Source organism: Mesorhizobium sp. M7A.F.Ca.MR.176.00.0.0, from assembly GCF_004023165.1.
Taxonomy (GTDB): domain Bacteria; phylum Pseudomonadota; class Alphaproteobacteria; order Rhizobiales; family Rhizobiaceae; genus Mesorhizobium.
The window spans coordinates 19,161-39,844 of record NZ_RZTC01000049.1; the positions used below are offsets into that span (position 1 = coordinate 19,161).

Annotated in this window: 20 protein-coding genes and 1 pseudogene; 9 read left to right on the forward strand and 12 right to left on the reverse strand. The window is 62.9% G+C overall.

Annotation, left to right across the window (positions count from 1 at the left end; all coding sequences use genetic code 11):
* Position 1: 1 nt before the first annotated feature.
* Positions 2–2,188: a heavy metal translocating P-type ATPase gene (locus EOB59_RS17780; RefSeq protein ID WP_128288905.1), complete on the reverse strand. Its 2,187-nt coding sequence runs from the start codon at positions 2,186–2,188 to the stop codon at positions 2–4.
* Positions 2,189–2,295: 107 nt separating this feature from the next.
* On the opposite strand from EOB59_RS17780, the gene EOB59_RS17785 reads away from it, so the two are divergent.
* Positions 2,296–2,712 carry a helix-turn-helix domain-containing protein gene (locus EOB59_RS17785; RefSeq protein ID WP_127321557.1) on the forward strand — a complete coding sequence of 139 codons (417 nt, stop codon included), beginning with the start codon at positions 2,296–2,298 and terminating at the stop codon, positions 2,710–2,712.
* Positions 2,713–2,937: 225 nt separating this feature from the next.
* Here EOB59_RS17785 and katG read toward each other — a convergent pair whose 3' ends face one another.
* On the reverse strand, positions 2,938–5,133 hold the full coding sequence (gene katG, locus EOB59_RS17790; protein WP_128288906.1) for a catalase/peroxidase HPI: 2,196 nt from the start codon (positions 5,131–5,133) through the stop codon (positions 2,938–2,940).
* Between the two features lie 263 nt (positions 5,134–5,396).
* Here katG and EOB59_RS17795 point away from each other — a divergent pair, with 263 nt between their 5' ends.
* A complete protein-coding gene (locus tag EOB59_RS17795) occupies positions 5,397–6,350 on the forward strand; it encodes a hydrogen peroxide-inducible genes activator (protein WP_127809612.1) in 954 nt (317 codons plus the stop codon).
* Positions 6,351–6,369: 19 nt separating this feature from the next.
* Here EOB59_RS17795 and EOB59_RS17800 read toward each other — a convergent pair whose 3' ends face one another.
* A complete protein-coding gene (locus EOB59_RS17800; protein ID WP_128288907.1) occupies positions 6,370–7,083 on the reverse strand; it encodes a DNA helicase in 714 nt (237 codons plus the stop codon).
* Between the two features lie 584 nt (positions 7,084–7,667).
* On the opposite strand from EOB59_RS17800, the gene EOB59_RS17805 reads away from it, so the two are divergent.
* Together EOB59_RS17805 and EOB59_RS17810 are read left to right on the forward strand one after the other, a co-directional pair.
* Complete coding sequence (locus EOB59_RS17805) at positions 7,668–8,642, forward strand: hypothetical protein (protein ID WP_128288908.1); 975 nt, start codon at positions 7,668–7,670, stop codon at positions 8,640–8,642.
* A 501-nt stretch (positions 8,643–9,143) separates the two neighbouring features.
* On the forward strand, positions 9,144–10,061 hold the full coding sequence (locus tag EOB59_RS17810; protein ID WP_128288909.1) for an NADP-dependent oxidoreductase: 918 nt from the start codon (positions 9,144–9,146) through the stop codon (positions 10,059–10,061).
* A gap of 34 nt (positions 10,062–10,095) precedes the next feature.
* Here EOB59_RS17810 and EOB59_RS17815 read toward each other — a convergent pair whose 3' ends face one another.
* On the reverse strand, positions 10,096–10,890 hold the full coding sequence (locus EOB59_RS17815; RefSeq protein ID WP_245486667.1) for a hypothetical protein: 795 nt from the start codon (positions 10,888–10,890) through the stop codon (positions 10,096–10,098).
* Positions 10,891–11,015: 125 nt separating this feature from the next.
* Between EOB59_RS17815 and EOB59_RS17820 the strand changes: the two are divergent.
* A pseudogene (locus EOB59_RS17820) lies at positions 11,016–11,454 on the forward strand (DUF2267 domain-containing protein).
* Positions 11,455–11,516: 62 nt separating this feature from the next.
* Here the strand turns inward: EOB59_RS17820 and EOB59_RS17825 are convergent.
* From EOB59_RS17825 to pcaD, 3 genes are all read right to left on the reverse strand, one after another.
* Positions 11,517–11,732 carry a hypothetical protein gene (locus EOB59_RS17825; protein WP_013530133.1) on the reverse strand — a complete coding sequence of 72 codons (216 nt, stop codon included), beginning with the start codon at positions 11,730–11,732 and terminating at the stop codon, positions 11,517–11,519.
* Positions 11,733–11,777: 45 nt separating this feature from the next.
* Complete coding sequence (locus EOB59_RS17830) at positions 11,778–12,023, reverse strand: hypothetical protein (protein WP_023809680.1); 246 nt, start codon at positions 12,021–12,023, stop codon at positions 11,778–11,780.
* Between the two features lie 277 nt (positions 12,024–12,300).
* Positions 12,301–13,092 carry a 3-oxoadipate enol-lactonase gene (gene pcaD / locus EOB59_RS17835; RefSeq protein ID WP_128288910.1) on the reverse strand — a complete coding sequence of 264 codons (792 nt, stop codon included), beginning with the start codon at positions 13,090–13,092 and terminating at the stop codon, positions 12,301–12,303.
* A gap of 101 nt (positions 13,093–13,193) precedes the next feature.
* Between pcaD and EOB59_RS17840 the strand changes: the two genes are divergently transcribed.
* Positions 13,194–14,198 carry a LysR family transcriptional regulator gene (locus EOB59_RS17840; RefSeq protein WP_128288911.1) on the forward strand — a complete coding sequence of 335 codons (1,005 nt, stop codon included), beginning with the start codon at positions 13,194–13,196 and terminating at the stop codon, positions 14,196–14,198.
* Here EOB59_RS17840 and EOB59_RS17845 read toward each other — a convergent pair.
* A complete protein-coding gene (locus EOB59_RS17845) occupies positions 14,188–14,502 on the reverse strand; it encodes a hypothetical protein (RefSeq protein WP_127396753.1) in 315 nt (104 codons plus the stop codon). The genes EOB59_RS17840 and EOB59_RS17845 overlap by 11 nt on opposite strands.
* A 133-nt stretch (positions 14,503–14,635) precedes the next feature.
* On the reverse strand, positions 14,636–15,085 hold the full coding sequence (locus tag EOB59_RS17850) for a GatB/YqeY domain-containing protein (protein ID WP_128288912.1): 450 nt from the start codon (positions 15,083–15,085) through the stop codon (positions 14,636–14,638).
* Positions 15,086–15,361: 276 nt separating this feature from the next.
* On the opposite strand from EOB59_RS17850, the gene carA reads away from it, so the two are divergent.
* The 3 genes from carA to EOB59_RS17865 all read left to right on the forward strand — a co-directional run bounded on the left by carA (position 15,362) and on the right by EOB59_RS17865 (position 17,290).
* Positions 15,362–16,579, forward strand: coding sequence for a glutamine-hydrolyzing carbamoyl-phosphate synthase small subunit (carA, locus tag EOB59_RS17855; protein WP_128288913.1), 1,218 nt, complete (start codon positions 15,362–15,364; stop codon positions 16,577–16,579).
* 64 nt (positions 16,580–16,643) lie between these two features.
* Positions 16,644–16,895, forward strand: coding sequence for a type II toxin-antitoxin system RelE/ParE family toxin (locus EOB59_RS17860; RefSeq protein WP_023809686.1), 252 nt, complete (start codon positions 16,644–16,646; stop codon positions 16,893–16,895).
* An 11-nt stretch (positions 16,896–16,906) separates the two neighbouring features.
* Positions 16,907–17,290, forward strand: coding sequence for a helix-turn-helix transcriptional regulator (locus EOB59_RS17865; protein WP_127397906.1), 384 nt, complete (start codon positions 16,907–16,909; stop codon positions 17,288–17,290).
* 72 nt (positions 17,291–17,362) lie between these two features.
* Here EOB59_RS17865 and EOB59_RS17870 read toward each other — a convergent pair whose 3' ends face one another.
* The 3 genes from EOB59_RS17870 to EOB59_RS17880 all read right to left on the reverse strand — a co-directional run bounded on the left by EOB59_RS17870 (position 17,363) and on the right by EOB59_RS17880 (position 20,612).
* Positions 17,363–18,280 (reverse strand): aldo/keto reductase family oxidoreductase, encoded by a 918-nt coding sequence (locus EOB59_RS17870; RefSeq protein WP_127397908.1) that lies wholly within the window; start codon positions 18,278–18,280, stop codon positions 17,363–17,365.
* A complete protein-coding gene (locus EOB59_RS17875) occupies positions 18,277–19,542 on the reverse strand; it encodes a TCR/Tet family MFS transporter (RefSeq protein ID WP_128288914.1) in 1,266 nt (421 codons plus the stop codon). The genes EOB59_RS17870 and EOB59_RS17875 overlap by 4 nt, the downstream gene beginning before the upstream one ends.
* Before the next feature lie 155 nt (positions 19,543–19,697).
* Positions 19,698–20,612, reverse strand: a complete 915-nt coding sequence (locus EOB59_RS17880) for a neutral zinc metallopeptidase (protein WP_128288915.1) — start codon at positions 20,610–20,612, stop codon at positions 19,698–19,700.
* Positions 20,613–20,684 lie beyond the last annotated feature (72 nt).

A 20,684-nucleotide genomic window follows, 5' to 3' on the forward strand; every position in this document is an offset into this window, starting at 1 on the left:
TTCACCCGCGCCAGCGCAGCAGGCGCATGGCATTGGCGGTGACCAGCACGGTGGCGCCGGTATCGGCCAGGATCGCCGGCCACAGGCCGGTGATGCCCAAAATGGTGGTGACCAGGAACACCGCCTTCAGCCCGAGCGCAACGCTGATGTTCTGGCCGATATTGGCCATCACCGCCCGCGACAGTCTTACCATGCGCGCGACATCCATGACGCGGCCATGCAGGATCGCCGCGTCCGCCGTCTCCAGCGCCACATCGGTGCCGCCGCCCATGGCGATTCCGATGTCGGCGGCGGCGATCGCCGGTGCGTCGTTGATGCCATCGCCGACCTTGGCGACCTTCAGCCCTTCGCGCTGCAATTCACCGATGATGCGCTGCTTGTCCTGAGGCAACAGCTCCGCCCGCGCCTCGATGCCGAGCGAAGCGGCGATGGCTTGCGCCGTGCGGCGATTGTCGCCGGTCAGCATGATCGTGCGGATGCCCTCGGCCTTCAGCGCCGCAATGCCGGCCGCCGCATCCGGCCGCGGCTCGTCGCGCATGGCGATCAGTCCTGCCACCACGCCGTCGGCGACCAGCACTGAGACGGTCTTGCCCTGCCCGTTGAGGCTGTCGACGGCGAGGTGCTGCACTTGCGTCATGTCGGCGCGTTCGCCCGCCGCCGGACCGGAGCCGAGGAAGACGGCGACACCACCGACGCTGCCCTGGACACCTTTGCCCGAGATCGCCTTCGCCGCCAGAGCCGGCGGCACCGGCGCACCATCAGCCTTGGCCCTGTCGAGGATCGCCATGGCTAGCGGATGGCTGGAACCCTGCTCGAGCGCCGCCGCCAGCGCCAGCACGGTGCGTTCATCGCGGCCATAGGCCATGATGTCGGTCACCACGGGCCTGCCCGCGGTCAGCGTGCCCGTCTTGTCGAAGGCCACCGCCGTGACCCGGCGAAACCCTTCCAGCACCGCACCACCTTTCATCAGCAGTCCGCGCCGCGCGCCGGCCGCAAGACCTGCGGCGATCGCCGCCGGCGTCGAGATGACGAGCGCGCAGGGGCAACCGATCAGCAGGATCCCCAGGCCCTTGTATATCCATTCGTTCCAGTCGCCGCCAATGAGCAGCGGCGGCAGCATCGCCACCAGCGCGCCGACCGCCAGCACCGCCGGCGTGTAGGTGCGCGAGAAGCGGTCAATGAAGCGTTCGGTCGGTGCCTTGGCTTCCTGCGCCTCCTCCACAAGCCGCACGATTCGGGCGATGGTGTTGTCAGACGCGGCAGCCGTCACGCGAACCCTGAGCACGCCGTCTGTGCTAATGGTGCCGGCAAAGACGGCGTCCGCGACGCCCTTGCGCTTGGGCGTGCTCTCGCCGGTCACCGGCGCCTCGTCGATTTCGCTCGCCCCCTCGACGACCACGCCATCCGCCGGGATGCGGTCGCCCGGCCGCACCAAGATGACGTCGCCGACCACGAGATCTTCGGCGGGAATCTCAGATGTGCCGCCCGCCCGCTCGACCAGTGCCGTCTTCGGCACCAGATCGGCAAGCCCCTGGATGCTCGCCCGTGCGCGGCCGGCGGCGACACCTTCCAGAAGTTCGCCGATCAGGAACAGCACCACCACGGCGGCCGCTTCTTCCGTGGCGCCGATCATCACGGCGCCTATCGCCGCGATGGTCATCAGCATCTCGATCGAGAACGGCGTGCCGGCCAATGCCGCCATCAGCGCGCGCCGCGCGATCGGCACCAGGCCGACCAGCAGGGCGGCAAGGAAGACCCAGCGCTCGGCCGCAGGAAGAAGATGGCCGATACCGTAGGCGGCAAGAAGCGCTGCAGCGCAAGCCAGCGTCAGAGCTGCCCGGCGGGTGCGCCACCACGCCTGCCCAGGCTCGGCATGGCCATGATCGTGGCCTTCATGGTCATTGGGGACGTGATCGGCGTGCGCCCTGTCTGAGATCGGCGATACCTGCGCCTCGGCCTTGACGATGCCATAGCCGAGCCTTGCCACCTGTTGCAGCACCTTGTCTTCCGGCAGCGCGCCGCCGTGGCTGACCGTCATGCTGGCGCCGGTCACCGAAACCGAGACATCGGCGACGCCGTCGAGGCGACGCACAGCCGTATCGATCTTGGCCGCACAGGAGGCGCAGTCCATGCCGCCGATCTTGAACCGTGTCTGCCCGATTGTTTCCAGCTTGAGGGGTGCCGTCATCACATTACCTGTCTGCCTTGCCCGCGCGGCGTCGCCGCATGGGTCTTGAATCCTGATGTCCAGCACTGTAATTGCTCTAGTCACTAGAGCTTCAAGAGGAAAATTTCATGTTTTCGATCGGTGATCTCTCGCGCCGAACCGGGGTCAAGGTGCCGACCATCCGCTACTACGAGCAAATGGGCCTTGTTGCGGCACCCGAGCGCTCGGAAGGCAACCAGCGCCGCTATTCCAGGCAGGAGCTGGAGCGGTTGGCCTTCATCCGCCACGCCCGCGACCTCGGCTTCGCCGTCGAGGACATCCGCTCCCTGATCGAGTTGAGCGGCCACCCCGAGCAGCCCTGCGGCCACGCCGACAAGATCGCCGAGGAGCAACTGATCTCGGTGAGGGAAAAGATTGCCCAGTTGAAGCGGCTCGAGGCCGAGCTCGAACGCATCGCCACGTGCTGCAATGGCCAGACGGTCGGCGACTGCTACGTCATCCGCGCGCTGTCGGATCATGCGCTGTGCGCCGATGAGCATGGTTGAGAGGTTCGAAGGACGCGTCAAAGGCGGCGCCGAGTTCGAAATGAGGGGGTGAACTCAATCCGACGAGATCACCCCGCAACGATCTCGCCCAGGAAGGCACGGTCCACCAAAGCGCAATCTCTTACGACAAGGCCGCGCTCCCATCGCTGGAAACACGGCCCTGGCGTTGGGTCCTTGGGAGGACTGGCACTCCGGCGCGGCCGCGCCGGATCACCTTTAGCGATCTCAGGCGATGTCGAAGCGGTCGGCGTTCATCACCTTGGTCCATGCCGCGACGAAATCCCTGGTGAATTTCGCCTTGGCGTCCGCCGACCCGTAGACCTCGGCAAGCGCGCGGAGCTGGGCGTGCGAGCCGAAGATCAGGTCGGCACGGGTGCCGGTCCACTTGACCGCCTTGGTCTTGCGGTCACGCGCCTCGTAGACTTCGTCGGAGCCGGCGGCCGGGTCCCAGACCGTGTTCATGCTGAGCAGATTGACGAAGAAGTCGTTGGTCAACGTACCCGGCCGGTCGGTGAGCACGCCGTGCTTCGACCTGGCCGTGTTGGCGCCGAGCACGCGCAGACCGCCGACCAGAACCGTCATCTCGGGCGCGGTCAGCGACAGCAATTGCGCGCGGTCGACCAGCATGGCTTCGACCGACATCGGCTGCTTGCCCCTGACATAGTTGCGGAAGCCATCGACTTTCGGCTCGAGCGCGGCGAAGGAATGGACATCCGTCTGTTCCTGCGAAGCATCCATGCGGCCCGGCGTGAACGGCACCTTGGTCTCGTGACCGCCGTCCTTCGCCGCCTTCTCAACCGCAGCGACGCCGCCGAGCACGATAAGGTCGGCCAGCGAGATCTTTCTCCCGCCGGTCTGTGCCGCGTTGAACTCCGTCTGGATGGCTTCCAGCTTCGCCAGCACCTTCGACAGTTCCGCCGGCTGGTTGACGTCCCAATCCTTCTGCGGTGCCAGTCGGATACGTGCCCCGTTGGCACCACCGCGCTTGTCGGAATTGCGGAACGTCGAGGCCGAGGCCCACGCAGTCGAGACCAATTCGGAGACCGAAAGGCCCGATGCGAGGATCTTCGCCTTCAGCGACGCAATGTCCTGCTCGCCGACCAGTTCATGGTCGACCGCCGGGATCGGGTCCTGCCAGATCAGCTCTTCCTTCGGCACGAGCGGACCGAGATAACGAACGACCGGACCCATGTCGCGATGGGTCAGCTTGTACCAGGCCCGGGCGAACGCGTCGGCGAAATGGTCCGGATGCTCATGGAAGCGCCTCGAAATCTTCTCGTAGGCCGGATCGACCCGCAGTGCGAGATCGGTGGTCAGCATGGCAGGCGCGCGGCGCTTGGACGGATCGTGGGCATCCGGCACGATCCCGGCACCGGCGCCGCCCTTCGGCGTCCACTGATGCGCTCCCGCCGGGCTCGTGGTCAGCTCCCATTCGAAGTTGAACAGATTGTCGAAGAAGTTGTTGCTCCACTTGGTCGGCGTCGTGGTCCAGGTCACCTCGAGGCCCGAGGTGATGGCGTCGCCTGCAATGCCGGAGGCGTGCTTGCTCGACCAGCCAAGGCCCTGCGCCTCGATGCCGGCGCCTTCCGGCTCCGCGCCCACCAGCGAGGCATCGCCGGCGCCGTGCGTCTTGCCGAAGGTGTGACCGCCAGCGATCAGCGCCACGGTCTCCTCGTCGTTCATGGCCATGCGCGCGAAGGTCTCGCGGATGTCGCGTGCCGAGGCCAGCGGATCCGGTCTGCCGTTCGGCCCTTCCGGATTGACGTAGATCAGTCCCATCTGGACGGCGCCGAGATGGCCCTGGAGTTCGCGGTCGCCGGAGTAGCGCTTGTCGTCGAGCCACTTGGTTTCCGAACCCCAATCGACGTCCTGTTCGGGTTCCCAGACGTCGGCGCGGCCGCCAGCAAAACCGAAGGTCTTGAAGCCCATCGATTCCAGCGCGACGTTGCCGGTGAGGATCAGCAGGTCGGCCCAGGAGATCTTGCGGCCATATTTCTGCTTGACCGGCCACAGCAGCCGGCGCGCCTTGTCGAGATTGGCATTGTCCGGCCAGCTGTTGAGCGGAGCAAAACGCTGCTGGCCGGCCCCGGCGCCGCCACGGCCATCGCCGATGCGGTAGGTGCCGGCACTGTGCCAGGCCATGCGGATGAACAGCGGCCCATAGTGGCCGAAGTCGGCCGGCCACCACTCCTGCGAATCCGTCATCACCTGGTGCAGGTCCTTGATCACCGCATCGAGATCGAGCGACTTGAATTCCTCGGCATAGTCGAACTCTTCGCCCATCGGATCCGAAAGGTTCGATTGCTGATGGAGAACGCCGAGATCGAGTTGGTTGGGCCACCAGTCACGGTTGCTCCTGCTGGAGGATCCGTGCGCAACGGGGCATTTGCCGGCGCTGGGATCATCGGTCTGTGCGTCCATGTTCTTCTCCGATCGTGGCTGTGTTGAACTGTTCAACTGCTGCGTGAACAGGGACGTTGGATGTCCCTGGAGGTGGTCCGTTTCATGGCTGGCGCGATGACCATATGCCCGATACGCGACCGAATATGTTGGATGTCCTGTTGCCGCGGGCATGCGCCTCACCAGGCGGTCCCGGCTGCTCCTCATCTTCGTTGCGACTCCTATAGCAAAGCCGCTTCATTAATTTAAGTTGGATTTCCTGATTACAGCGATAAGATGACATTATGACAAACCTGACGCTGAAGCAGTTGCGTTATTTCGAGGCGCTGGCGCGGCACAATCATTTCGGCCGTGCCGCCGATGCCTGCGCGATCTCGCAGCCCGCGATCTCGGTGCAGATCCGGGAGTTGGAGGAAACGCTTGGCACGGAGCTTTTCCAAAGAGGGCCACGCCAGGTCCGGCTGACCAATTTCGGCGAGGAATTCGCCTTGCGCGTTCGCGACATCCTGCGCTCGGTGGATGAGCTGACAGATCTGGCCCGCGCCTCGCGCGACCGGCTGGTGGGACGGTTGCGCATCGGGGTGATCCCGACGATCGCACCCTACCTTTTGCCTGCCATCATCGGCAACCTCGCCCGCATGCATGACGGGCTCGATATCCATGTGCGCGAAACGCAGACGCAGAAGCTGATCCAGGAACTGGCCGACGGGCGGCTCGATGCCGCCATCGTCGCCTTGCCGGTATCGGAAGCGTCGCTGACGGAAATCGTGCTGTTTGCCGAGAACTTCGTGCTGGTCCGACCCGGCGAGGATGAGGGAAAGCCGGTGCCCAACCGCGAAATGTTGCGCGAGATGCGGCTGCTCCTGCTCGAGGAAGGCCATTGTTTTCGCGACCAGGCGCTGTCGTTCTGCAACATGCATTCGGCACGGCCGCGCGAGTTGCTGGACGGCAGCTCGCTGTCGACCCTGGTGCAGATGGTCGGCGCCGGCGTCGGCGTCACCTTGATCCCCGAAATGGCCGTGCCGGTGGAGACGCGCTCGGCGGCGGTCTCTATCGCCCACTTCGCCAACCCCCAACCGTCGCGGACGATCGGCATGATCTGGCGCAAGACAAGCCCGATCGCCAAACAGCTGCTGCTTATATCCGAAGTGGTTCGCCAGGCAGCCGAAGCATTGCGCGCGCAGCACGGTTCGGCATCGGTTGCGCAGCCTCTGAATCTGCCGGCAGCGGCCCAATGAAGGCAGGCTGACCTGATCGTCAGCCTGCCGCCTGGAACCGGATTTCGCCCTTGTTCAGGAAGCAGGTCTTGTCGAACAGCGACAGGTCCAGAGGGTTCGGTAACCGCACATCGCCGATATCGGGACATGGCTTCTTCGCCGGATCGTATGACCGATCGATCTGCGAGATGAAGACGAGGATCAATCCTTTGTCGCGGGCAAAGGCCTTCAGCGTGCGAACCTGCGCCATCAGGTCCGGGTTTTCCCGCTTCTGATCGAGCAGTTGCAGATAATCGATCACCACCAGCGTGCCGCGCGGCGCCGAACCCAATGCCTTGACGATGTAGGCGGCACTGATGGCGTCGGAATTATCGAATGTGAACTGGTCGTTGAACTGCACCGGGTCCGCCCCGATGGCGTGAAACCGGTCCAGCACATCCCTTTGCGTATATTCGAGCGTAAAGAACACACCGCGATGGCCTGATTTCATGGATTCGACCGCGAGTTCGAGGCTCATCAGCGTCTTGCCGTTTCCGGGTCGCGCACCGACCAGAACCAGGTCGCCGGGCGCAAGTTGCGCAAACAGCATGCCGGCGGGCGCCGCCTCGGCTGCCTTGGCTGCAAGCAGGCTCCAGCTGGTGAACCCTTCCTGTGCTGCAACACGGTCGAGCGCTTGGTGCAGCGCAATCTTGCCCTCGCGAGACAAAAGCCTGGCTTGACGCTTGAGATGGTAGATGGGCGCGGACAACTTCATCGCAAAACCTCCTGGTGCGAGCCGTTTTTGCAACCCCTCCTTATGCCAAGTGCTCGAACAGTCGGTTCGGTGATTGGATAGCGCCCTGCATGAACGATGCTTTCCCGGCGGAGGGAGGTGGCGTGGGCCGCGCCAGAATCAGATGATAGCTCAATCCCTGCGGATCGAAAATCGCGGACCTCCAGGGATCAGGCTCCGGACTCGTGGCTCTTCACGATAGGAATTTTTTCTTGATTTCCTGCCCTCAGCTATGGTACATATTTGTCCATGGTGCTGATTTGCGCCAATGACCCGCCGCACAGGCGGGTTTTCGTTTGATGCTCCGTCAGCCAACGCGCCGAGGGCTCCGAAGGGACCCGCCAACCCGAGTTCGTTGCCCTGCAAGGATGCGAAGACGTCCGCCACAAGCCTGGAGCCAGCATGTCGGCGTAGGCCGTTTGCATGCATCGACCTGCTTTACGGCCCTTCATGCGGGTACGCTAAACAAGATGTGTTTCGCCTGATAATGCGAGGCCATCTATGATCGATTCTCGCGGCAATGCCGCAAGAAATCGCCATTCGCTTCGACAAGGAGAATTGATCCGGTGCGGTTGAGATCTGTTCCTCTGGGTGTCGTCGCCAGCCTTCTCGTCGTCATCGCCGTGGCGGTATCGGCCCGATCCTTTGCCGCACCATCTGCCGTTCCAGCCTGGCTGCAGGCTCATGTCGGCGACAGCGACGGCCAGATCTCGCAAATTGTCCTCGAACGAGCCCGCGCGCTTTACCTGAAGAAGGTCGCGCAAGGCGCTGTCAAGAACCCCTGCTACTTCGCCATGGATGCCACACGCCCCAGCGATCTGGGCAATGGCGTGCTCGGCCGTCGCTATTACGTCATCTGCGAGGCCAGCCAATCATTTCGCGCGATTTCGTCGGGTCATGGCAGCGGCCGGAATTTGAAAGGTGTTGTCGATTTTTCGAACGGCAAGCGGTGCGCTAGAAACTTCGGCAATGCGATGGATTCATCGTTGACGGCCGGCGGGGCCTATATGACCAGAGAGGCGAAAACCTCGTTCAAAGGCTACTACCGCACCGGCGCGAAGCAGGACGCGATTTTCCAGCGCACCTTCATCCAGTTCGACGGCGAAGGCGAAGCCGCGAACGCCAGGCAGCGGGCGATCGGCGGTCACGCTGCCCAGGTGCTGCATGGCCTATGCCTGCGCAAAAACCCGAACAGCTCGCACGCCGACCATGACGGCTTCGTGCCGTTCGGCAAGCTGGTGGACTATGCCGGCGGTCGCAGCAATGGCTGCACCAGCTGGTCGCCGGCGGATGCCAAGCGGATCATCCCGATGGTCAGGGACAATCCGACGACGCTCTACATCTACCCGGAATCGCGCGACATCACCGCGGTCGCAGCCGACCGTTCACAGCCGGGCGCCTACTGGAACGCGTCCTGCCTGAAGGAAATCGGCACACCGAAATTCTGGCCGAGAAAGACCCTTGAGCCGATCATCGCCCAATACAGGAAGGATCATCCGGCACCGCCGCCACAGCCGCTGCCGATCTGCGAAGCGTCTTGAAGTCCGCATAGCGCCGCCGCGTTGATTAAGACCGTGCTGCTTTATGTTCGTCGTGCGAACCGCATTGATCGGCGGCCCTGCGACCCACCAGCAATGATTCAATCCGATCTCCAAGGTCAGCGCGCCAGCAGCTTCGGCCCCCGCCTCTCTCCTCGGCGTCGCTACTCAAAACAGCTGTGTGCATAAGGGCCGGATGGATCAGACTGGTTGAATGCTCTGGCCGAGGAGAGAATTTCCGGCACCACGTTCAGCCGATTGCGGTGGTTGGAACCAACGGCCTGCTACCCAGTTAGAAAGCCAGCAAGTCTGGTTGTAGCCTTGCCGCCATGTGAATCAAAACCCGCCGACGCTGTCTACGGCCTAGCAGGAGTGGCGACCTTGCAGCGGCGGTGGCCGGCTGGGAAACCGGTGTGCCTGCCTTCGCAATCTGGGCTGCACAGCCGCTGACGACAGCCCAGCAGACACCGTCGCCGACAGCCAAACAACAGGAGATATGCCGACATGAAAGCAGCCCGCATCCATGCTTTTGGCGGACCTGAGGTTGTTTCGATCGATCAAGTCCCCTTGCCTCAACCGCTTGACGACGAGGTTGTGCTCAGGGTTCGCGCCGCGAGCGTCAATCCGATCGACTACAAGATCCGCGAAGGTTCGACGAGCGAAACCCTGCCGGTCACGCTCGGGCGCGACGTGTCCGGCACGGTGGAAATATGCGGCACGCGGGCGCATACGTTGAAGAAGGGCGACTCGTTATTTGCGATGCTTGGTCATGACCGCGGCGGCAATGCCGAATATGTCGTGGTCAAGGCGACGGAGGCGGCTGCGAAACCGGATCGTCTAAGCCATGTCGAAGCCGCGGCGGTGCCGCTTGCCGGCATCACTGCATGGCAGGGCCTGTTCGACCATGGCGGCCTCAAATCCGGGCAACGGGTTCTCATCCATGGCGGCGCCGGCGGCGTCGGTCATCTGGCGATCCAGTTCGCCAAGGCCGCGGGCGCGTTCGTCGCGACAACCGTTTCCGCCGAGGACGTGGTTTTCGTGCGTGAGCTCGGCGCCGATCAGACGGTCGACTACAAGAACCAGCGTTTCGAAGAGGTCGTCGATGCGGTCGACCTGGTGTTCGACCTTGTCGCGGGCGACACGCAGGACCGCTCCTGGGAGGTGCTCAAACCTGGCGGGACGCTCGTTTCCACTCTTTCCGAACCGTCGCAGGAAAAGGCAAACTTGCGCCGGGCGCGTGGCGTCTCCTATCTGGCCGAACCGAATGCGGCGCATCTTGCCGAGATCGGCCGCCTCATCGAGGCCGGCAAGGTCACCCCCTTCGTGCAAGCCACCTACCCTCTTGGAGAGGTCGCCAAAGCGGAAGAACGGCTGGAAAATGAGCATGTGCGTGGCAAGATCGTGCTTGAGGTTTCCGCCTAGCGAGTTGGTGCTTCTGCCGTCCCTCTGGAACGGGTTATCCGATCCGCGCGTCGCCGTCGCTGTCCGGCACGTTCGGAAACAACACCTTCAGCTTGTGTTCCGCGCTTGCCCAACTGCGCGTGTGATGTTGCCAGAGGCACCAATTGCTCACCGCAAAGGCTAGAATGCCGACAGTCACGGCGAGACTGACTGTCGAGCCAATGACAACCTTGAGCATCACCCCGGCAAAGACACCGGCGATGGCACCGTTGACGACATTCACCATCCCTGCGGTTCCGGCGAACGCTTGCCAGGGCCTTGGCTTGAGGCCGACATCGGCCAGCAGAGCCGTTTGGTTGTCATGAGTGGAGTGAACCAGGTAGCGCGCCATCGAGGGAGTAAGCTCGGTGTAGTAGTGCCTGATGCGCGCCATGCCACGGGCGTGGACCATGTCTTCGATGGCCACCTGCACAGCCCTGACGAATGTCACCAGCCCGATGAAGTAGAGGCATGGCAACAGGATCAGGCTGAACAGCATGAAAGGAAGCCCCATCCTTGTCACCTGGGCGACGAAGGCAAGGGCGATCGTGGCGCTGGATACCGAAGTCAGGAACAAATTTGCGCGCTGATTCGCCTCCTGAATCGTCGCCGCCCTGGCGGTCCCCAGCACCAAATGCTCCGTGGTCATCATCTGCAGGAGTTGCTGCCGGTTCTCGCCTTCATCGGTTTTTGTCTTCCTTGCAGGCATCGCAAAAAACCTGTTGCGGGACGCGCTCCCCCACCCAACCAACTCCTCAAAGCCGCCCACCCAAGGAACGAACTGCTTCGGAAGGGGTTCCAGCGCAACCAAGAGCCGTTCCGTGATCCCGGAGAAGAGCCGGATCACAGACCGAGCCAATTTTGTCGACAGATAGCGAAACGATTGTCCCCGAGCATCGTTTCGAAACCAGACATGAATTTGATGAGGAGGCGATGATGAGCGCTACCGGTTTGGATGTTTTTGACAGGACGCTGCAGACAACCAACATCTGGCTCGACGAGATCATGGACGATCATGGTCCGGATCGGCGGATTGCATGGCACATATTGGGCGCGGTCTTGCGGACCGTAAGGGACAGGCTGCAGATCGGGCTTGCGGCCAAACTTGGGGCGGAACTGCCGCTCCTGGTGCGCGGCGCTTATTACGAGCACTACCGGCCCGCAGCCGAGTCGGACAAAACGCGCTCTCTTGAAAACTTCTCGCAGCACATCGGCGAGGAATTGAAATCTCCGCCCCGTCGATCCCGAGGAGGCGGCACGCTCGGTGTTCCGAGTTCTTGCACGGCATATTGATCTGGGCCAGTCGGCCAAGGTGCGCGATGCCCTGCCGAACGAAATCCAGGCGCTCTGGCCCGAAAGCCTCGGAGTCAAATAGCGTCGGCATCGAATCTGACGGGTTTCTAGGCAGCCGTGCCGAGGCTGACGCCCTGTCAAGTGTCAGTCCCGCAAGCGGTTGGCGGCATGATCCTGATGCTGCTCGGTCGCGACCTGCCTGGAGTCCAAACCGCGTTCTTTGGAATGCTGCGCCTTGTCGCGATTGGACAGAACCTTGTTTTCTTCAAGCTTGTCCTTTGGCGTTACGGTCATGGCGCCTGTGCCAGAACCCTTTCCCTGCGAACCTGCTCCGATGTGTTTCTTGCTCCCGCGTGCCATGGGCTGCCTCCAATCTATGACAAATGTTCCAGGATCGGTGCTCATCTAGTCGTCAGGACGATTTTTGTGATGGACGCTTTCCTGATTTTTGCCGCGAAGGATGTTGCGGTCGTCCGGATCGACGAGGTCCGGTGTGTCGGTTCTCATGTCCGACCCTTTGCGCAGCGCTTCGCGTTCCGCCGCTGATCGTTTCAGATCCGCCTCTGAATCGAAATCCTTGCCGGCATTCTTTGTGTTTTCCCGCTCTTCAATGATGCGAATTTGTTGATCATGGGTTTTGCGTCCAGTCATCGCTTCCTCCGGCGTGTTCGTGTTGGCGCTCGAAAGTCATTGGCCGCCTCTAAGGTCGGGTCACGGCGCTTGCCTGTCCGAGCCGGCTCTCGTGCTGATAATGGCAAGGTGACGGGATCGTTCCGAAGGCGTTGAATAAGCTTTTCGCCAGATGGCTCGGTTCACCCACGCGCTCACGTTGACCGAGGCCGCCGCCCCGCCTTCTGAACCAATACGTCCTTTGAACGTTTCGGCGACCGCCGGACTGGTGCCGGACGCCTTTCCGTCGCGCTCCAGTTCAGCGCAGGAAATCGACCACAGCCTGGATGAACTCTGCCGGATATTCGATGTTCGACAGATGGACCGCGGGCAGCACTATGAGCTTCGCGCCGGGCACCGTCGCGGCAATCATCTCACCGTGGCTGGCTGCTGTCACCGTGTCGTGCCGACCGGCGATCACCAGCGTCGGCCGCGGTATCAGTGCTACGGTGCGGCGAAGATCGGCGTCGCGAACCGCTGCGAACAGACCCGCCAGACCTTGCCGGTCGATAGCCAGCAGCATGGTGCGAAACTCTTCGACCACCGGCTCGTTGGCGGCAACCATCGACGTGGGGAACCAGTTGCTCAGGAACGTCTCGGCGGTTTCCGACATGTCCGGTGCCTGCCGCACCGCGGCAATCCGCTCGTCGAAATAGCTTGCCGGCGAGAGATGGGACGAGGTGTTGCTCAGGATCAGCCGGTCGATCCGCTCGGGCGCGTGGATGCCGAGCCACTGCGCGACGAACCCGCCGAGCGACAGGCCAAGGAAATGTACGCGTTGCAGGTCGAGCGCGTCGAGCAGCTCGATGACGTCGCGGCCAAGCCGGTCGAGCGAGTAGGCGCCGACGGGAACGCTCGATCCGCCATGGCCGCGAAAATCGTAGCGCAGGACACGGAAATGCTTCGACAATTCGCCGATCTGCCTGTCCCACATGTGCAGCGTGGTGCCGATGGAATTCGACAGCACCAGCACCGGCTTGCTTGCCTCGCCATCGAAGCGGTAGGCGATGCGCGTGCCGTCGCCCGTCGTGGCGAAATTCAGCTCATTCATGATGAAGATTCCTTCTGGAACGTTGAACGAGACAGACCCTAGCCGTGGAGCAATTTTGTTGATATTACAAAGATAGAACAATCTCTGTAATAAAAACTGACATGGCCGAATTCACCCTGCACGACCTGCAATGCTTCGATGCAGTGGTCCGCACCGGCGGTTTTCAACCTGCGGCGGCCATGCTGTATCGCTCGCACCCGGCGGTGTTCGCCGCCGTCGCCAAGCTGGAACGACAGCTCGGCCTCATCCTTTTGGACCGCAGCGGCTATCGCGTGCGTCCGACCGAGGCCGGGCTTTCGTTCCACCGCCGAGCGCTATCGCTGCTGCGCGAGTTGGACGGTTTGCGCGTCCATGCCGCCCAGTTGGCGATGGGTGAGGAAAGCGAGATCCACGTGGTGATAGGCGACCTGTGCCCGCGCCCGCATGTGCTGGGCATGCTCGGGCGGTTCTTCGCACAGTGCCCCGGCACGCGCCTGCATCTGCATTTTGAAGCGGTGGGCGGCCCATGGGAGCGTCTATTCGATGACGAAGCCGATCTGATCCTGCACTGGGTCGACAAGGGCGATGCGCGGGTGGAATGGGTCGATCTGTGCAAGGTGTCCTTCATTCCCGTGGTGGCGCCGGGCTTTCTGCCCGGGCGTATCGAGCAGCCGATCACTCTGGACCAGATGCAGGCACTCACCCAATGCGTCATGCGCGACAGCGCCCGCCATTCGCCACAACAAAACTATTCGCTGATCGAAGGCGCGCCGCAATGCCTCGTCGCCGACCAGGGCATGAAGAAGGAGATCATCCTGCAGGGCCTTGGCTGGGGCCACCTGCCCCGCTTCCTGATCGAGGAAGAGCTGCATGACGGGCGCCTGCAATCCATTGCCGGCCGCCATCTGCCGGGCCGCACCGACGAACTGGTGGTGGCGCGGCGCCGCGACCGGCCGCATGGGCCGATCGCCAACCGGCTGTGGGATCATATCCAGCAGGAAGCGCCGACATTGCGCCGTGCATTGGAGCCGAGGAGGCCCGCCGGACAGACACCCACCAACCAGTCGCGAAAGGCGCAAGTGGCAACGCCAGGACCTCTCGGGTCCCGTCCAGCGATCACTTCTTGACATACGCTCCAGGCTGGCGGCCGCTCTTCGGAGCCTTGGCGTCCTTTGAACGCTCCGCGATAGCGGGGCCGGCCCCGGACGTCTTTTCGGTTGCGGCGCTCGGCGTGACTTGCCTTGGCGGGTTTTGTCCCTCCGACTGGCGGGTTCGGTCTTCCACTTCGCCCATCCGGCGGGTGAGCCCGATGCCGCCGACGGGCTTCTTGTTGGCGGCCGCATCCTGGGAGAATTCATCGGAAGCGTCGGCATCGGTCTTTGCCGGATATTTCGTCGCACCGGTTTCATAGCGGGTTTCGTTCTCAGTCATGACATCTCTCCAGTTGCATGACGGATAAACATCTCAGCGGTATCCGAGTTCCAACTCCTGGACTTCGATTCCGGACGGATCTGGGTTCCGGGAGCGCCCGGTCGGCCACCCAAGCGACGAGATGAGCAGCATCCTACTGCAGCAGGCCCTTGACGATGCCGCTCGCCTTGCCGAAATCCATCTGGCCGGCATAGCTCTGCTTCAGCGCGGCAATCACCTTGCCCATGTCCTTCTGGCTGGCCGCACCGGTCGCGGCGATCGCCTCGCGCGCCGCAGCCGTCACCGCCGCATCGTCCAACTGCGTCGGCAGAAAGGTGCGGATGATCTCCATCTCGCCGCGCTCCTGCGCGGCGAGTTCCGGCCGCTTGCCGTCGTCGAAGGCTTTGGCCGATTCCTCGCGCTGCTTCACCATCTTGGCCAGGATCTGCAGGATCTCCTCGTCGCTGGCCGGCTCCTTGCCCGAACCGCGATTGGCGATGTCGCGGTCGTGAATAGCCGCCTGGATCAGCCGCAATGTCGGCAGCCGGTGCTTGTCCTGCGCCTTCATCGCGCTCTTCAGGGATTCGGCGATTTTGCCGCGCATGGTGCATTCTCCTTCGATCGGCGCGGACAATAGCGCCGGGGGCGAGCCAAGGCAAATCCTGATGTGCCGGGGCAAGCCACTGATTTTGCTAGGTGAAATAAAACGTTCCGGCATTTCGCATGATCATTGACCGCCCTGCCCCCTTCCCCTATGTACTGGGCCTTGCATGAACGGAAATTTGACTGCGTGGAGGCCGCGAAATCGCCGCTTCGCGCCGTTTGCCGCGCAGATGGCCCGCCGGGCCGGTTGCAGCGCGCGGCCTGATAGGAGTGCCGCATGGCCGAGATGACGCCCGCCTTGACCCCCGCATGGGCCACTGAAAAGCCGACCGCCCTTCTGGTGCTGGCCGACGGCACTGTCATCGAAGGTCGCGGTCTCGGCGCCACCGGCTCCGCCGTCGCCGAAGTTTGCTTCAACACGGCGCTGACCGGCTACCAGGAAATCCTCACAGACCCTTCCTATGCCGGCCAGATCGTCACCTTCACCTTTCCGCATGTCGGCAACATCGGCACAAATGACGAGGACATCGAGGACCTCAATCCCGCCGCCCGCGCCGGCGCCGTCGGCGCCGTGTTCAAGGCCGATGTCACCAACCCGTCCAACTATCGCGCCGGCACCGGTCTCGACCAATGGCTGAAGAAGCGCGGCATCGTCGCCCTGTCGGGCATCGACACGCGCGCGCTGACAGCACTGATCCGCGAAAAGGGCATGCCCAACGCCGTCATCGCGCACGCGCCCGACGGCGTGTTCGATCTCGACGATCTGAAGCGGCGCGCCGCCGCATGGTCGGGCCTGATCGGGCTCGACCTCGCCAAGGATGTCACCTCGGGCCAGTCCTCGGTCTGGCGCGAGACGCCCTGGGTGTGGAACGAAGGCTTTGGCGAACAGACCGAACCGACAATGCATGTCGTCGCCATCGATTATGGCGTCAAACGTAACATATTGCGCCTGCTCGCCGGCCTCGGCGCCAAGGTCACGGTGGTGCCGGCCAAGACCGGCGCCGAAGAAATCCTTGCCATGCAGCCGGACGGCATTTTTCTCTCCAATGGCCCCGGCGACCCGGAAGCCACCGGTGATTATGCCGTGCCGGTCATCCGGGATCTGTTGAAGACCGACATCCCCGTGTTCGGCATCTGCCTCGGCCACCAGATGCTGGCACTGGCGCTGGGCGGCAAGACCGCCAAGATGCACCAGGGCCATCACGGCGCCAACCATCCGGTCAAGGATCACACCACCGGCAAGGTCGAGATCGTCTCGATGAACCACGGCTTTGCCGTCGATGCCGACTCGCTGCCATCGGGCGTCGAGGAAACCCACGTCTCGCTGTTCGACGGTTCGAACTGCGGCATCACGCTGACCGGCCGGCCGGTGTTCTCGGTCCAGCATCACCCGGAGGCTTCGCCCGGCCCGCAGGACTCGCATTATCTGTTCCGTCGCTTCGTCAATCTAATCCGCGAGAAGCGCGGCGAGGAATTGCTGGCCGAACGGGCTTGATCCTTCAGAATGCTGTTAGCGATATCGCTTAACACAAAGCGATAAATGTGCGATATTGCTTGTTGTGAAGACGATCATCCTTTCGGTATCGGCGGCTCGCGATCTCGATAACCTGCCGGCGGATGTCCGCGAGCAGGTTTCCGAGGGTTTGATCACTTACGCCGTCAGCGGTCGTGGAGATGTAAAGCGTCTTGCCGGCCGGAACGGTTATAGACTGCGTATCGGCCGCTATCGCGTCATATTCGACGAAGACCGCACCACGATTCTCGCGATCTACATCGGCAAGCGTGAAACGACGACCTATAGCAGGCCATAGGACAGGACATCATGAACGCCCCGCAAATCATCAAGACCTCAACCGGCGAAGAACTGGTCGTCATCCCGAAGGCCGACTACGAGGCATTGCTGCATGCCGCTGAAGAAGCCGTGGAAGATGCTGCGGATGTGGCGATCTACGATGAACGGAAGGCCGAGCTCAAAACGGAAAAGCCCCTGCCCGCTGCCGTGACGATGGATATCCTGCGGGGCTCGAGCCGGCTCAAAGCGCTGCGCAATTGGCGCAACCTGACCCAAGCCGATTTGGCGACTGCCATTGGTGTCAGCCAGGGTTTCCTGTCGGACCTCGAATCCAATCGTCGCAAACCATCGCCGCAGACCAGTGCCATGCTGGCAAAGACGCTGGATATCCCCGGCGAATGGATCGAACCCTAGAGCAATCCCAGGAAAAGTGTGAAACGGTTTCCCGTCCGGGAATTGCGACAAACAAAGAATCTAGTTCTCATCCTACGCCACCGGCCGGCCTTCACTGGCTTCCAGGACGGCGAACCATTGCTGGCGGTCGAGCCCGATATCAAGCGCCTTGACCATGGCGGCCAGCCGTTCCGGCTTCATCGAACCCAGCACCGGCACCAATCGGGCCGGGTGGCGCAGCAGCCAGGCGATGGCGACTGCGGCAAGATCGCCGGCACCGATTTCCGCTGCCACCTCGGCTAGCGCTGCCCGCACCCGCGCCTCGCGCCCCTCCTTGCCGGTGAACAGCGAGCCGCCCCCGAGCGGCGACCAGATCATCGGCGCATAGGCAAGGCGCTGCGCGTGGTCGAGGCTGCCGTCGGTCAGCGCTGATGTCTTCAGCACCGACATCTCGATCTGGTTGGTGGCGAGCGCGAACGGCATTCGCGAGGCCAGCAGATCGAACTGCGACGGCGTGAAATTGGAGACGCCGACCGCCCTCACCTTACCGGCTTTGACCAGGCCGGCCAGTGCCGGCGCCGTCTCATCGGCATCCATCAACGGGTCCGGCCGATGCAGCAGCAACAGGTCGAGATAGTCGGTGCCGAGATTGGCGAGCGAGCGGTCGACCGAGGCCGCGATATGAGTGGCGCTGGTATCGTAGTGCTTCAGCCGGTTGTCCGGCCGGTTTGGCGATTTCTTCATGATGTCGCATTTCGAGATCAGTTCGATGCTGTCGCGCTTGCCTTTCCAGCGCGCCAGCCCGGCGCCGAAGGCCGCTTCAACCTCATAGTGCCCATAGATGTCGGCATGATCAAAGCTGGTCAGTCCGAGATCGACGGCGGTGCCGATCAGCCGTGCGACCTGATCGGCATCCGGGCGGGCGGCGCTGTCGAGCAGACGCGAGGCGCCGAAGACCAACCGCGACAGCGACAGTCCGTCCCGAGTCAGCGCAATGCGGCTGTGACTCACACCTGCGCTCCATCTTCGGCGGCGCCGGCGGTGACATTTGCGCGCGCCGCGGGCCTCGCCACCTTGGTGACGAAGACGATGACCGCCAGCGTCAGAAAACATGCGCCGACCAGATAGGGCGCACCGCCGAAGGTCACCGGCGCGCTTGGCCCGGTGAACCAGGAAAAGATCGCCGTATAGAGCAGCGGCGTGATGATCGAGGTGATCGAGAAGATCGAGGTCATCGCGCCCTGCAACTCGCCCTGCGCCGAAGGCGGCACCTTGGCGGCGGCGAGGCTCCTCAGCGGCGGATCGGCCAGTGCTTCCAGACAGCCGACGACGATCACCGCATAGATCATCCAGCCTTGCGACGCGAAGGCATAGCCGAAAGCGCTGGCTGCCGTGAATGTCAGGCCGATGACCGCCGTCTTCCACTCGCCAAGCCTCGGGATCACGCGCGGCAGCACCGTCGCCATGACGGTCGCACCGCACAGGCCGAAGGCGCCGAGCGAGAAGCCGATCTGCTGCTCGCTCCAGCCATAGCGGTAGCTGGAGACGAACGACCAGACCGCCGGATACATCATGTGTCCGAGCGTCATCAGGAAGAAGACAAGCCCGATCCAGCCGATGCCTTGATATTGGCGCATCTGCAGCAGCGTGCCGACCGGGTTGGCGCGTTTCCACTCGAAGCGGCGGCGATGCTTGTCATCGAGCGTTTCCGGGAGGAAAAACAACGCAATGAGGAAATTCACGAAGGCGAGCCCGGCGGCGAAATAGAATGGCACGCGCGGCCCGAACGTGCCGAGCAGCCCGCCCAGAACCGGCCCGATGACGAAGCCGACGCCAAACGCGATACCGAGCAGGCCGAAATTCTTTGCCCGGTTCTCATCGTTCGAGATATCCGCGATGAAGGCTGAAGTCGTCGAATAGCTGGCGCCTGAAATGCCGGCCAGCACACGCCCGATGAACAGCATCGGGTAGGACCAGGCGACCGCGCAGATCAGATTGTCGATGGAGAAGGTCAGCACCGAGGCGAGCAGGATCGGGCGGCGTCCGAACCGGTCGCTCAAGCCGCCCATGATCGGCGCGAAGACGAACTGCATCGCCGCATAGACGAAGAACAGCCAGCCGCCTTCGATCGCCGCGCCGCTGATGCTGACCCCGGTCAATTCCCGGAGATAGGCCGGCAGCACCGGCATGATCATGCCGAAGCCGATAATGTCGAGCAGCAGCGTTGTGAAGACGAGCGCAAGGCCCCGTCTGGCGGTTTTGGGGTCGATCATGCAGGATCAAGCTCCTCTGCTCGCCCTCAGGCGCAGGCGGACGCACTTATAGGCGAGCCCGCGGCAAGGAACAATAAGGGAACAATCCGGATGCGTTCATCCTGACAGCCCCTGACGGCAACATCGCCGGCAGGTGAAGCTCGAAAACGGCCTGGTCAGATCGGCCCACTCAGCGTGTTGCACTCCGACAGCTTGCCGCTCTTGTAACCACGCGCCAGCCAGGTCTGCCGCTGCTGCGAGGTGCCGTGGTTGAAGCTTTCCGGCACGACATAGCCTTGCGTCTTCTTCTGCAGCGTGTCGTCGCCGATCTGCTTGGCGGCGTTCAGCGCGCTCTCCATGTCGCCCTGCTCCAATATGCCTTTCTGCCCGGTGTAATGCGCCCACACGCCGGCAAAGCAGTCGGCCTGAAGCTCGATTCGCACCGACATCTGGTTGGCTTCGACCTCACCCATGCTTTGCCGCATCTGGTTGAACTTGGACATGATGCCGGTCAGGTTCTGCACGTGGTGGCCGACCTCATGCGCAATCACATAGGCGCGGGCGAATTCGCCCGAGGCGCCGAACTGCTGGTCGAGCTGCTGGAAGAAGGTCATGTCGAGATAGACCTTGTGGTCGCCGGGACAATAGAACGGTCCGGCCGCCGCTGAAGCGAAGCCGCAGGCCGAGCGGACCTGGCCGGAAAACAGCACCAGCTTCGGATCCTCGTAGGTCAGGCCTTGAGATTTGAAGATGCCGGACCAGGTGTCCTCGGTCTCGGCCAGCACGGTCGCCACGAACTGCTTCATCTCGTCATTGGCAGGTGTGGCACCGCTGTCCTGGCCGCTGTTGTCGGTGATCTGACCGCCGCCGCCCGGCGCCAGTCCGCCGCCGCCGCCACCCAGGATCGTCGACGGATCGAAGCCGAAATACCATCCGGCCAGCACCACCAGGATGACGAGGAAGATGCTGCCGCCGCCACCGGTGCGACCGCCGATCGGAATGCGGAACTGGCCACCGCCGCCGCCGAGCCCGCCACCGCCGCTGCGGTCGTCCTCGATATTGTCACTCTGACGACGGCCTCTCCAGAGCATGGCAACTCCTCGCGCTGCAAACTTCCCCGTTGTTGCGGGGCTCGACCCAACAAACAACTATCTCAATGGTTG

Bases quoted from the DNA above. Each gene is read 5' to 3' on its own strand.
- EOB59_RS17830 (WP_023809680.1), bottom strand. From the start codon at position 12,023: ATGACTGGACGCAAAACCCATGATCAACAAATTCGCATCATTGAAGAG.
- pcaD (WP_128288910.1), bottom strand. From the start codon at position 13,092: ATGAATGAGCTGAATTTCGCCACGACGGGCGACGGCACGCGCATCGCC.
- EOB59_RS17825 (WP_013530133.1), bottom strand. From the start codon at position 11,732: ATGGCACGCGGGAGCAAGAAACACATCGGAGCAGGTTCGCAGGGAAAG.
- EOB59_RS17865 (WP_127397906.1), top strand. From the start codon at position 16,907: ATGAACGCCCCGCAAATCATCAAGACCTCAACCGGCGAAGAACTGGTC.
- EOB59_RS17785 (WP_127321557.1), top strand. From the start codon at position 2,296: ATGTTTTCGATCGGTGATCTCTCGCGCCGAACCGGGGTCAAGGTGCCG.
- EOB59_RS17810 (WP_128288909.1), top strand. From the start codon at position 9,144: ATGAAAGCAGCCCGCATCCATGCTTTTGGCGGACCTGAGGTTGTTTCG.
- EOB59_RS17875 (WP_128288914.1), bottom strand. From the start codon at position 19,542: ATGATCGACCCCAAAACCGCCAGACGGGGCCTTGCGCTCGTCTTCACA.
- EOB59_RS17840 (WP_128288911.1), top strand. From the start codon at position 13,194: ATGGCCGAATTCACCCTGCACGACCTGCAATGCTTCGATGCAGTGGTC.
- katG (WP_128288906.1), bottom strand. From the start codon at position 5,133: ATGGACGCACAGACCGATGATCCCAGCGCCGGCAAATGCCCCGTTGCG.
- carA (WP_128288913.1), top strand. From the start codon at position 15,362: ATGGCCGAGATGACGCCCGCCTTGACCCCCGCATGGGCCACTGAAAAG.
- EOB59_RS17795 (WP_127809612.1), top strand. From the start codon at position 5,397: ATGACAAACCTGACGCTGAAGCAGTTGCGTTATTTCGAGGCGCTGGCG.
- EOB59_RS17850 (WP_128288912.1), bottom strand. From the start codon at position 15,085: ATGCGCGGCAAAATCGCCGAATCCCTGAAGAGCGCGATGAAGGCGCAG.
- EOB59_RS17845 (WP_127396753.1), bottom strand. From the start codon at position 14,502: ATGACTGAGAACGAAACCCGCTATGAAACCGGTGCGACGAAATATCCG.
- EOB59_RS17880 (WP_128288915.1), bottom strand. From the start codon at position 20,612: ATGCTCTGGAGAGGCCGTCGTCAGAGTGACAATATCGAGGACGACCGC.
- EOB59_RS17800 (WP_128288907.1), bottom strand. From the start codon at position 7,083: ATGAAGTTGTCCGCGCCCATCTACCATCTCAAGCGTCAAGCCAGGCTT.
- EOB59_RS17780 (WP_128288905.1), bottom strand. From the start codon at position 2,188: ATGACGGCACCCCTCAAGCTGGAAACAATCGGGCAGACACGGTTCAAG.